The organism is Cupriavidus sp. MPR-AND1C, assembly GCF_058809705.1.
Genome location: NZ_JBXASU010000083.1, coordinates 18822 through 32626, shown reverse-complemented (window position 1 = coordinate 32626; position 13805 = coordinate 18822). Strand labels below are relative to the sequence as shown.

The 13805-nt window shown below is 69.9% G+C and carries 1 protein-coding gene; it reads left to right on the top strand.

The window, feature by feature from the left end:
* The first annotated feature begins 192 nt into the window (after window positions 1-192).
* Window positions 193-13779, top strand: coding sequence for a filamentous hemagglutinin family protein (locus tag AC1RWI_RS30410; RefSeq protein ID WP_492870152.1), 13587 nt, complete (start codon window positions 193-195; stop codon window positions 13777-13779).
* Window positions 13780-13805: the final 26 nt, after the last annotated feature.

The window sequence follows — 13805 nt, the reverse complement described above, 5'->3', positions numbered from 1 at the left end:
CCCCATCCCCCTGTCACGAAATCTTCAAATAAAACCTTGCCGATTCCCCCGCGCCCAACGGTCTAGATCCCAGGAGCATCGACGGCGCTTGCCATCGATGGACATGATCGCAGTGCCCGTTCGCCGAGCAATGCCAAGCAATGCCGGGCGAGCGGGCCACGCCGAATGAGCTAGACGGGAATGGAAGCCAGAATGAACATGCGCGTTCACTACAAGAAGATGCCCTCGCGACAGACAACGCGATTCAGCAGAACGGTACTCACGATCCGACCCCTGGCCCACGCCATCGCGTTGCTCGTGGCAGCCGGTGGCGGCATGCACAGCGCGCATGCGCAACAAGCCTTCAGCCGCGCCTGGATGGCGCAAAAGAACCTGATGCAGGACGCGGCGGCGGCAACCGGCCGCCTGCCCAACGGCCAGCCCGCAGCATCACTTACCAACCCCCAGGCGCAACAGCAACGCGCTAACGAACAACTGCAACGCTCCATCGACAACCTCAACGTGGCCGCGCGCGGCATCGCTGCCATGCAGGCCGCGCAGGCCGCTGCGCGGCAGGCCGCGATGAACGATGCGTCGGTGCCGGATGGCCTGGCCGAAGGCGGGCTGAAGGTGGATACCAACAGCCTCACCGCGGGCTGGATCAATGCGAGGCCGCTGGACAAGGACACCGGGCAGAAGATCGTCGACGGCAGGACGCAGGTTACCGTGCGGCAGACTGCGGACAAGGCCATCCTGAACTGGGAGACCTTCAACGTCGGCCGTAACACGACGGTGCAGTTCGACCAGCAGCCGAGCTGGGCGGTGCTCAACCGCGTCAACGATCCGCAGGCGCGGCCCAGCCAGATCCAGGGGCAGATCAAGGCCGACGGCACAGTGATGATCGTCAACCGCAACGGCGTCGTGTTCTCGGGCAGCAGCCAGGTCGACACGCGCAACCTGGTGGCGGCGGCAGCGGGCATGACGGATTCGCAACTGCGCAAGGGTCTGTACAGCGATGCGCTGGGTGTCGGCTATGTGCCGACCTTTGCCAACGACCTGGTCAGCACCCCGAGCACGTCATCGAACGGCAATGCCACGGGCGACGTGATCGTCCAGGCCGGCGCGCGCATCGAAACGCGCAAGCCGCAGTCGGTGACCGAAGGTGGCGGCTATGTACTCCTGGCCGGGCGCGAAGCGCACAACCACGGCTCCATCTCCACGCCTGGCGGGCAGGTCACCCTGGCTGCCGGCGATAGCTTCATCATCCGCAAGGGCGTTGGCACCGATGCCAACCAGGATTCGAGCACGCGCGGCAACGAGGTCAGCGTGCAGCGCAATGCCGGGAGCCTGGCAGGCCGCGTGAGCAACAGCGGCTTTCTCCAGGCGGCGACCGGCGACATCACGCTGGTTGGCCGCAGCGTGGAGCAGTCCGGCGTGGCGCTGTCCAGCACCTCGGTCAACACGCGCGGCACGCTGCACCTGAACGCCGTCGGTGACGCCGAGAGCCGGGTGATCCTGGCGCCCGGCAGCGTCAGCGCCATCCTGCTCGACAACAGCAACGCAACAGCCTTGGACGCGCAGCGCGACATGCTGATCAAGGACTCCGCCCGGCCAAGCGACGGCGCCTACAACCGGCGCGACCAGTCTCTGGTGAAGATCGATTCCAGCGGCGACGTCGATTTCCAGTCCGGCTCCATGACGCTTGCCACCGGCGGCCAGGTGATGGTGGGCGCCGCGCGCCGCACGCGGGTGGCGGAGCGCGCCGCGATCGATGTGGCCGGCGCGGTTGGCGTCAGCGTGGCGATGGAATCCAACAACGTCATGATCAACGTACAGGGCAACGAGCAGCGCGACGCCCCGCTCAACCGCGACAGCAAGCTGCTCAACAACGCCAATATCTGGATCGACCGCCGCACCCTGGTGCGCGTCGCCGCGGGCACCAATGGCTATGCCACCGAGCGCATGTACACGGGCGGCGGCCTGCTGGAAGTCAGCGGCTACCTGAGCACTGGCGGCCACAGCATCGGCGAATGGGCCGCGCAGGGCGGCACCGTGGGCTTCAGCGGCGGCGAGCTGGTCACGCAGGCCGGGTCCCGCATCAACGTCTCAGGCGGTTCGCTGAACGTGCAGAGCGGCATCATCAAGCAGACCTGGCTCAGGGGAGCCGACGGGGGCTTGTACAACCTGGCTACCGCGCCTGCGGACAACCTCTACACCGGGCTGTATCGCGGCTTCGAGAACGCGCACGCGCGCTGGGGCAAGAACACCACGGAGTACTTCCTCAGCCCGCTGATCGCGCCGGGCGAGCGGCTGGAGAACGGCTACACGCTTGGGCGCGATGCCGGGCGCGTGGTCGTTGGCACGCAGTCCGCGGTGCTTGAAGGCAATATCGATACCACGGTATTCCAGGGCGATCGCCAGCGCGAGGCGCGCGATGGCAGCCTGGACGGCTACAGGCAATCGCAGATCGCCGCGCCACGTGCCGGCCAGCTGATCGTCGGGCAACTCACGCCGATCTACGACAGCAAGACCGGCATGCTGCGCGACAGCCCGCAGGCACTGGTGAAACAGGTGGATATCGGCGTCGTGCAAGGCATCGCGGATGGCCTGGCCATGACGGACGCGCTGCCCGACGAGCGCAAGGGCAAGTTGCGCCTGGATGCCGGCTGGATCAACGGGCTTGGCCTGGGCGCCTTGAAGGTCTACGCCAGGGACGGCATCGACGTTGGTGCGGCCGTGCAAGTGGCCGCGGGCGGCGACCTCGCGCTGCATGCCACGCAGGTGGATGCGCGGGCGGACCTCGCGGCGCGCGGCGGCCGCATCGCGCTGGGCAACATGATCAATCAGTACACCAGCAGCGCCGGTGGCGCCTGGCTGGACGTGCCGGTGGCGGCGGTACCCGCCAAGGGTTATACGCCCGGCGTTTCGGTGGGGCAAGGTGTCACGCTGGATGGGCGGGGGCTGTGGTCCAACCTTGAGCTGGACTTCACCCGGATCGGCGGGCTGCCCTACGTCAACGGTGGCGCGATCAGCATCAGCAGCACTGGCGACGTCACCCTTGGCACGGGCAGCGTGCTGGATGTGTCGTCGGGGGCGGCGCTGCTCGCCGGCAACAAGGTGCAGGGCGGGCGGGGCGGCAATATCACGCTGTTGTCCAACCAGAACGACGTCGCCGGCAACGGCTCCGGCGCCTTGCGGATGAACGGCGAGCTGCGCGGCTATGGTGCCAAGGGCGGGGGGACGCTCACCATCGACACTGGCGTGGGCATTGCCATCGGCGGTGGCTTGCTGGCCGACAGCGGTTTGTTGCCGGCGGGCCAGTCGGTATCGGTCAACCTGACGCTGGCGCAGTCGGTCACGCTGCCGGCCGGCACGGTGCTGGCCAGTGATTTCACGTACACGGCGGACACCGTCGCGCCGGGCCAGGCGATGCAAGGCAACCCGCTGTTCAGCGCGACGCGCAAGGTCACGCTGCAAGCACCGTGGCTGGTGCCGCGCGGCACGACCTGGAACTTCGCGGTCATCGACGACAAGGGCCGCTTTTATTCGAACGGCAACATCGCCCCCGCCGGCACCGTGCTGGTAGCCTCATCGGGCGACCTGGCGCCGGGCTATGTGGTGCCGGCGGACGTCTTTCCCAACGGCATCCCCGTGCCTGATTTCAATAGCACCCTGCTGGCCGGCACGCCGTTGCCCAAGGACGTGGCGCTGGCCGAGGGCGCCAGGCTGCTGGCCGGCACGAAGCTGCCGGGCGCGGTCGCGGTCAAGCCGCTGCTGGTGATCGGCAACGAGGTGTTCCAGAGCGGCTTCTCGCGCTACGCCGTGGCCGCCCAGCAAGGCGTGCAGGTGGCGCGGGATGCCAGCGTGGCGGTAGCGATGCCGGTGCTGCGCTTTGACGCCGCAGCGGGCCACGCGGTGGCGAGCGGCGCCGATCCGGCGCAAGTCCTGGAGCGCTGGCTACCGCCGTTGTGGCAGGAAGACCCGCGCAAGGCCACGCTGGCCCAGCGCGGCGGCGCCGACCTGGCATTGTCGGCCGGTTCGGTCTACACCCAGGCGCCGCTGGTGGTCGGGGAGGGCGCCACCGTCACCGTGGATCCGGGCCGTGCGCTGACCCTGCAGGGCAATGGCCAGATCACCGTCGAGGGCACGCTGAACGCCTGGGGCGGCAATATCGCATTGCTGCCGGGCAAGCTTGGCACCGGCGACCGGGCGGACCGGCCCAACGGCAGCGCCGATGCCATATCGATCTGGATCGGCGACGGCGCCGTGCTCGATGCCGCTGGCCGCGCGGCCACCGCCGTTGACGCGAGGGGGCACGTGTACGGCAAGGTGGGCCAGGGCGGCACGATCGAGATCGGTGCGCGCCACAACCCGGACGCTACCCAGGTCGACGCCGCCGACGCCTTCGTCGTGATTCGGCCCGGCGCGCGCATCGATGCCTCCGGCGCTTCCGCGCGGCTGGACCTGCCCGGGCTGGGCGCCACGCAGGTGGCGAGCGACGGTGGCGTCATCGCGCTGAGTTCCTTGCGCGGCCTGTTCCTGGACGGCAGCCTGCGCGCGGCCGCCGGCGGCACGCTGGCGCTGAACCTGGAGACCCCGGCCTACGGCCCGGTGGACAACTACACCCAGAAGAGCCCCAGCGTCGACGACGCGGTGCGCGCCGCGCGCGAGCTGGTGCTGGCGCAAACGCAGGGCGCCACCGCGCTGGCGGCCGGATTGCGGCCCGGCGCGCGCGATGCCGCCCTGGCCTATGGCGCCGGGCGCATCGGCGTGGACCGCATCGGGGCCGGCGGGTTCGACAACGTCGCATTGCTGGCCAACGGCATGATCAGCTTCGATGGCAACGTCAACCTGGCCCTGGGGCAGAGCCTGCGCCTGACCACCAGCGCGATCGCGCTGGCGGAGCATGCCGCTGCCGGCAGCCAGGTCAGCCTGGCCGCGCCCTATGTGCGCCTGGCCGGCACGACCCGCGTTGCGCCCGACTTCTACTACATGCCCAACCCGGCGCGGAGCACGGCGAGCGTGCCGCTGGTGTCGCAAGGCACCCGGCTGCAGGTCGAGGCGGATCTGCTGGACCTGGTGGGTACCACGCAGATCGGCGTGCGCGGCGTCATCAAGCGCAACGCCGACAGCTCGCTGGCGGTAGAGCGCGGTGCCTTCGATGCCACGACCCTGCGCAGCCGCGGCGACCTGCGTATGTACCGTACCGCCTCGCTGAGCGTACCCGGCAACCTCACGCTGGCCGCCGCGCAGATCTATCCGGGCATGGGCGACAGCGGCTCGGTGATCGTCGGACAGCGCAGCTTTATCGACAACTACGGCAATATCCAGCGTGAATTCGACCCCGCGCGCCACCTCGACATCGAGCGCGTTGGCGACGAGCTGCCGGCCATGCCCTATTCCGTCTTCGGCCGCCTGAGCTTCGGCGCCCCGACCATCAACCAGGGCGGCGTGGTGCGGGCGCCGCTGGGCAACCTCGAGCTGGGATCGACGGGCTACGGCGCTGTGACGGAGCGCCTGAACCTGCTGCCGGGCAGCGTGAGCTCGATCAGCGCCAACGGCCTGGTCATGCCCTATGGCGGCTCGCTCGACGGGCTCAGCTACATGCACGACGGCAACGACGTGGTGTTCAGCGGCGTGGGCAATGGCCCGGCCATCACCCTGGCCGGGAAGACGATCGACGTGCGGCAGGACGCGGTGCTGGACCTGAGCGGTGGCGGCACGCTCACCGGCGCGGCCTTCCTCGCCGGGCGCGGTGGCTCGGTGGACGCGCGCATGAATCCGCTGGTGCAGGTCGGCGCCCGCGGCGGTTTCACCTTGCCGGGCCTGTCGACCAACCCGGTCTATGCGATCGTGCCGGGCGTGCAGCCCGGCTACGCGCCGGTGGTGGCCGAGAAAGGGGCCAGCGATCCGGCCATCGGCCGCCAGATCACCATCGGCGCCGGCGTGCCGGGCCTGCCCGCCGGCACCTACACGCTGTTGCCTTCCACCTTCGCCTTGTTGCCCGGCGCGTTCCGCGTCGAGCTCAACGGACTGGGCAATGGCACGCTGGCGGGCGCTGGCGCCATGGCCATGCGCAATGGCTCGTATGCGGCCGCGGCGCAACTGGGCGTGGCCAACACCGGCATCCGCAATGCCGTGCCCACCCAGGCCTTCCTGACGCCTGCCGACGTGTTGCGCAGCTATTCGCAGTACAACGAGACAAGCTACGCGGATTTTGCGCTGGCCCAGGCCGCACGCGAAGGCGTGCCGCGCGCCCAGCTGGAGCGCGACGCCAAGACACTGCGTTTTTCCTTCGCGCCGTCTGCGCCGCGCGCCGCTGGCGATGAGCCCGTCCTGCGCTTCGCGGGGCGCACCTTGTACGCGCCCGCCGTGGGCGGGTTTGGCGGCAGTGCGCTGATGATGGGCGGTACCAGCTACGAAATCCTGGCCGCCGGCGCGGCGCCGACGCCGGGCTTTGGCGGCACCTCGCTGTACGCCGCGGATATCAATGCCATCGGCGCCTCGCGCATCGGCATCGGCGCTCTGCCAGCGGTGCGCTATGTCGACTTCTACGGCAGCAGGCAACGCGCCAACATCGCCACGTTCGATGGCGGGGCGGGGAGCATCTTCCTGCGCGAAGGCGCGGTGCTCAAGGCCGCCGAGGTGTACCTGGTGACCAATGCCAAATCGGGCGGCATCTTCGTCGAGCAGGGCGGCGGCATCAACACGCTGGGGCAGGGCAAGGCCGCCTGGGATTCCACCAGCGGTTATGTCTACGATCCGGGCGCTGTCAGCGTGCTGGCGGTCTCCAACGGCTGGCTGGACATGCTGGCGCCGGGCTACAGCGCGGACCCCATGCGCGGCGCGGGCCGCATCGACATCGGCGGCTGCGGGGCGGGCACGGTCTGCCATGGCACCACGCCGCTCTATTCCGAGGGCACCATCGCCGCCTCGACCGACCAGAGCTTCAACCTGCGCGATGCGGCACGCTACGGCACGCGCAACCTGCTGCTGTCGGTCGGCGGCATCAACGCGGGCAACCAAGCGACGCTGGCGGACCTGGCCGCGCGCAATGCGCTGCCGCCGGGCCTGACGTTGAACCAGGACGTGCTGGACCGGCTCCTGAAGGGCGACACCAGCACCGGCGCGCCGGCACTGGAGAACCTGGCGCTGACCGCGCGCGACGCGCTGCGCTTTTATGATTCGGTGGCGCTGTCCACCATCGACCCGGCCACCGGCAAGTCCTCGCTCGCGCGCTTGGTGCTGGGCACGCCGGCCATCCAGGGCTATGGCAATGCGGATGCGCTGGCCCGCATCCACACCGACATCCTGGTGTGGAACGGCGCAACCAATGCGCCGGGGCTGGTGGCAACCGGCGGCGCCGGCACGGGCAGTGGCCGCCTGCAGGTCGACGCGAAGCAGATCGAGTTCGGCTATGGCCCCAACAGCCGCCCCGACACCATCCACGCCATGGACCGGATGGTGCTCGGCTTCGCTCAGGTCGACCTCAACGCCAGCGAGCGCATCACCGCCAACCAGAAGGGGTCGCTCGCGGTCTACCAGTCGCAAGGCGCCTGGGATGACGCCACCAAGGGCTATGCCTACAGCGGCGGCAACCTGAATCTCAACACGCCGCTGCTGACCGGCCAGGCGGGCTCGGTCAACAAGATCACCGCCGGCGGCGACATCCGCTTGACGGCGCCTGCCGGTGCCGCCGCGCCGGCCTTGTCCGGCAAGGCCCTGGCCGAGGCCCTGGGCGCGGAGATCGCGCTCAACGGCAATAGCGTGGCGCTGGATAGCACCGTAGTGCTGCCCAGTGGCAAGCTCACCGTGTCCGCCGAGCGCGACGTGGTGTTGCGCGACGGCGCGCGGCTCGACCTGGCCGGGCGCAAGCTCGATTTCTATGACGTCAGCAAGTACAGCTGGGGCGGCGACGTGGTGCTGGAAAGCCGCGCTGGCGATGTGCGCCAGGCCGCCGGCGCGCTGATCGACGTTTCCGCCAAGGAGAACCGCGCGGGCAAGCTCACCGTGCTCGCGCTGGGCGCGGGCGCGGGCACCATCGACCTGCGCGGCAGCGTGCTGGGCGGCAGCAGCGGCCACTACGATGCCGGCGGCACCCTGGTGCCATACGCGGCCGGTGGGGCGGACATCCGCGCGCAGCATATCGCCGGTTTCACGGGACTGAACCAGCGCCTCAACGAGGGCAAGCTCTACGGCATCCGCAGCTTCCAGCTCAAGCAGGGCGACCTGGCCATCGGCGACGAGCTCAAGGCGCGCGAGATCAGCGTGTCGGTGGACGGCGGCAAGCTCACCGTGACCGGCACCATCGACGCCAGCGGCGAGCAGGTCGGCAGCATCCGCCTGGCCGCGCGCAACGGCGTCACCATCGGCGGCGGCGCGCTGCTCGACGCGCACGGCACGGTGCTGCGCGTGGACAGCTACGGCCAGGTCATCGAGGCGCCCAACCGCGCCACCATCGAGATCAATGCGGGCACGGGCCGGCTCACGCTGGAGAGCGGCGCGCGCATGGACCTGCGCGCCGGCACCGGCGCAGGCGCGCAGTCACTCGGCACGGTCGAGCTCAACGCCCCGCGCCTGGGCGGCGCCACCGGCGCCGATATCGATATCGACGCCAGCGGCGCGCTGCGCATCGACGGTGCGCGCTCCATCGCGGTCAACGGCTTCTGGTCTTACAAGGACGCGGCCTGGGGCACCGACCCGATGGCCGACGGCCGTCCCTACCAGTTCATCAACCAGGCCTACCTGGACGCCAAGCACGCAGATAGCCTGGTGTTCATGGGCAACGCGCTGGCCAACGGCGACCTGATGAACCGCAGGCTCGCCGGCCTGCGCAGCTATGCGGACGCGTTCCACCTGCGCCCGGGCGTGGAGATCGTCAGCGCCACGCCGGACGGCGACCTGCACATCGATGGCGACATCGACCTGTCGCGCTACCGCTATGCCAGCGTCAACCCGCGCACGCAGCAAACCGGCGTCTATGGCTCCGGCGAAGCCGGCGCGCTGGTGCTGCGCGCGGGCGGCAACCTGAATGTCTACGGCAGCCTGACCGATGGCTTCGACGCCTCGGCGCTGCCAGTCACGCCGGACGACCAGGGCTGGGTGCTGGTCAAGGGCAGGGTGCCCTGGGGCGGCGACGTCGTCATCCCGCAGGGCCAGATGGTCACGCTGGCGGAAGACACCTTCTTCCTGTCCGGCCGCACGCTCAACTACGACCTGCCGATCAAGGCCGTGAACCTGCGTCCCGGCACGGTGCTGCCGGCGCGCGCCACGCTGGCGTCGGACCTGGTGCTGCCGGCCGGTACGGTACTGGGCGGCGCGGTGCGCGACGCGCAAGGCAAGGTGGTGCAGGCGGCGGGCACGGTACTGTCGCAGCCGCTGACGCTGGCCAGCGGCATGCAGCTCGACGCCGGCAATCGGCTTGCCGGCGGGGCCAGCGTGGCGGCCATGACCTGGCCGGCCGGCGTGCCGCTGCCGCAGACCGGCACGAGCGTGGATACCGCGCCAGGCGTCTACCTGGCGAACGCGCTTGTCTTGCGCAAGGGGGCGGTGATCCCGAGCGAGACGGTGGTCAAGCTGCCGGACGATGCGGTCATGGTGTCACTGCGCCCAGGAGACGCCAGCGGCAACCAGGGCCGCAACTGGGCGCTGGCGCCGATGCTGCCCGAGGGCTCGCAATCGTGGTCGGTGCGGCTGGTGAGCGGCGCGGATACGCAGGCTGCCGACACGCGCGCCTTGCAAACGCGCAGCAAGCAGGCGTCCATGCTGCTGGCCGACACCCACTACGGCCTGGTCTCGGTGAATGTGGTGTTGCCGGGCACCGGCTTGCCGGGTGAATACGTGTGGGGAGGGGATTCGCTGGAATTCTCGGGCATCGAGCCCGGCACGCCGATCAACCTGGACGAGTGGGGCGGCGAGGAAGAGGTCAAGAAGTTCAACGACCTAGGGTATGGCCTGGTGGTCGTCAAGGTCAAGGACGGCACGCCTCCGGTGTATAGGGCGGAGATGCAGCCGGCCCGCCAGCAGCTCTTCAGCGTGCTGCGCACCGGCACCGGCGACCTGGACCTGATCTCGGGCGGCGATTTCACCATGACCTCGCCGTTCGGCGTCTACACCGCCGGTACGCAGTCCGCTGGCGTGGGCGCGGCGTACAACCTGCCGCGTGCCACCGCCTTCGACGGCACGCTGCTGGGCCCGGATGGCACGACGTTTGTGCCATATATCGACGGCGGCAGCCAGAGCCTGTACCGCGCCTGGTACCCGGAGCACGGTGGCAATGTGCTGGTACGCGCCCAGGGCGACGTGAAGGGCGACCTGATCGGTGCCGGTGGCAACCAGGGCCGGGTCGACGCGATCGGCACCATACGCCCTCACCTCGGCGCCACCGCCGTCGGCAACTGGCTGTGGCGCCAGGGCACCGGCAGCGCGGTGACGGGCGCCGAGGGCGTGCCCACCGCCTGGTGGGTCAACTTCGGCAGCTATGTGGCCGGCCCGAAGGATGGCTACGCGTTGTTCTCGGGCGCGCCGTTCCTGACCGGGTTCACCGGTATCGGCACCCTGGGCGGCGGCAACCTGGTGCTGGAGGCCGGCGGCGACGCCGGCATGCTGTCGTCGCGCATGACGGCAACCAGCAGCTATATGGCCCGCAGCCAGGGCCTGAACCTGGCGGTGGCGAGCACAGGCCGCGTCTCGGCCGATGGCAAGCAGCTCACCCTGGCCGGCGGCGGCGACCTCGATATCCGCATCGGCGGCGGGCTCAACCCGGTGGCGGAAGTGCGCTCGTTCGCTTCGCAGACCGGTGACGCCACACCGGCGACGCGCTACTCAGGAGGCTACGGCGAACTCAATAGCACCTTTGTCAACCTGCGCGGGGCGTTGCGTGTGGAGGCCGGTTCGGTGGGCGGCATCGAGTTGCGTTTCGACCGCGCTGATCCCGCCGAATCGCGTGCCTACGACGTGTACAAGGCCACGTCCTCCATCGCGGGCGGCGGGCCGGTGCTGGTGCCCGGGGATGCCGGCGTGCGCATCGACGCGCGCGGCGACCTGGTGCTCGGCGGCGTCGGCGACCCGGGGCGCGTGGCGCTGGTCAACAACGGCACGCCGTTCCGGGCCAACGGCGCCAGCTACACCGGTGATGGCTGGACCTGGTTCTCGTTGTGGACACCTGGCACCGCCATCGACCTGTTCAGCGCGGGCGGCAACCTGACGCCATCCATGGCGGCGGCGGATTCAGGTACCGGCGGCAACCACGCGGCGACCGACGGGCGTTTCATGATGCCGTCGGTGCTGCGCGCGGTGGCGCCCAGCGGCAGTTTCTACTACGGCAATTCCAGCACCGGCGCGGTGGACGGAACGAACCGGCCAGTCCAGTACAACGCCACGCTGATGCTGGCGCCGTCACCGGTGGGGCCGCAGTATGCCCACACGGGCCCGGGCCAGCTGGAACTGCTGGCGGGCGATTCGATCTACGCCGGCGGCTACGGCATCACGCAATCGGGCGCCGATGCCACGGCCCTGCCAAATCCGTTCAACGCCGCGTTCAGCGGCAGCACGGTGAAGATCAACTACGGCACGCTGAAGCTGAGCAATATCAGCCCGGACGGACTGGCAGCCGGCGTGTTCCTGGCGAACAACGGCGGCGCAGGGTCGTACCAGGCCTACCCGCTGTTCAGTTTCACACCGCCCACGGCCTCGGGCTACGCGGTCCCCGGCAGCCAGCCGGCGCGCTTCTATGCGGTCGATGGCGATATCGTCGGCCTGCGCACGGGTTCGATCATTTCCCGTGCCAATGGCGTTGGTTCGGCCCTCACCTTCGGTAACTGGTATGAAGGTGGCGGACCGGTGGCGATCCGCGCGGGGCGCGACCTTGTCAACGCGGGCACGGCGCTGGGCGAGTCCGAGGACCTGCCCGTCGATGGCCACGGCTGGTACCTTCCTCCGCGCCGCGGCGACGGCACCTTTGCCGAGAAGCCCACTTCGGTCCTGAATGCCACCGCGCGTGGCAACCTGATCGTGCACAACAACGCGGACGATGTGTCCGTGGTCTCAGCCGGCCGCGACATCCGTTTCAGCAACTTCTACGTGGCCGGTCCCGGCTTGCTGGAAGTCACCGCCGGGCGCGACCTGTACATGGCCGACCGGGCCGAGCTCAAGAGCATCGGGCCGGTGGCCAACGTGACCCCGGGCGACCGCGGCAGCGGCGCCAGCATCGCAGTGGCGGCAGGCGTGGGCCGCAACGGGCTGGACTTCAACGCCTTCGCCAGGCGCTACCTGGATCCCGCTAACCAGGCCGATGCAGGGCGCGCCCTTGCGGACCAGCCGGGCAAGGTGGTGGCCGTCTATGGTGGCGAGCTGAAGCTGGCCGACTGGCTGCGCGCCCAGTTCGGCTACGCGGGCGACGAGGCCGGCGCGCCGGCTTACCTGCAAGGCAAGCAGGCGGAACTCGACAGCGCGCGCCAGCAAGCCTTGGCGGCCGGCGCGGCCGCCGCCAACCGCGACCTGCGGCGCGAGTACGGGCTGGCCAGCCAGCTGCACCTGGTCAACTGGCTGAGCGGCCGCTTTGGCGGGCATAACGGCCTGGGCCTGCACTTCGACGCGGCCAGCATGGACGCGCGGCAGTTCTTCGCCGCGTTGCCGCCCGAGCAGCAGCGGGCCTACCTGCGCAACGTGTACTACGCCGAGCTCAAGGCCGCCGGGCGCGAGTACAACCAGGCGGGCGGCCCGCGCGAGGGCAGCTACCTGCGCGGGCGCGAGGCCATCGCTACGCTGTTCCCCACGCATGACGCACAGGGCAACGCGCTGGCCTACCAGGGCGACCTGACCATGTTCAGCAGCGCCAACTACTATGCCCCGGTCTCCGGGGCGCTCGCCACCAAGCGGCCGCTCAAGGGCGTCACCTATCTGCGGCGCGATGAGTACAAGGCGGCCGGCAACCCATACAACATCGGGGTGTACGACCTGCTGGACGCCGGCATCCATACCGACTTCGGCGGCGACGTCGACATCATGACGCCGGGCGGGCGCACGCTGGTCGGCGTGGACGGCGGCTTCATCCCGGGCGAGGGGTCGGGCGTGCTGACGCAGGGCGCGGGCGAGGTCCAGATCTACGCCAGGGACAGCATCCTGCTGGGGCAGAGCCGCATCTTCACCACCTTCGGCGGCAACATCCTGGCGTGGTCGGCGCAGGGCGACATCAATGCCGGGCGCGGCTCCAAGTCCACCGTGGTCTACACACCGCAGCGGCGCGTGTACGACAACATCGGCCTGGTCACCCTGTCGCCCACCACGCCCAACACCGGCGCGGGCATCGCCACGCTCAACCCGGTTCCCGAGGTACCGCCGGGCGACATCGACCTGATCGCGCCGCTGGGCACCATCGACGCGGGCGAAGCCGGCATCCGCGTGTCCGGCAACGTCAACCTGGCCGCGCTGCGGGTGGTCAACGCCGAGAACATCCAGGTGCAGGGCAAGGCCACTGGCATCCCCGTGCTGGCCGCGGTGAACGTCGGCGCGCTGACCAATGCCAGCGCGGCGGCTTCGCAGGCGGTGAGCGCGGCGCAGGACGCGCTGCAGCGCGAGCGCACCGCGGCGCGCCAGGGCTTGCCGTCGATCTTCACGGTGCGGGTGCTCGGCTTTGGCACGGATGCGGACGAGGCCGCGCCCAAGGCGAGGGAAGGGGCCAGGGCCGCACCGGCCGGCTACGACCCCAACGGGGTGGTGCAGGTGCTGGGCCAGATGGAGCTGAGCGAGTCGCAGCTCAGCCAGCTGAGCGCCACGGAGCGCCGCAATCTCCAGCGCTGAGCCCCTGGCGGGGGTGCTCCCGCGCG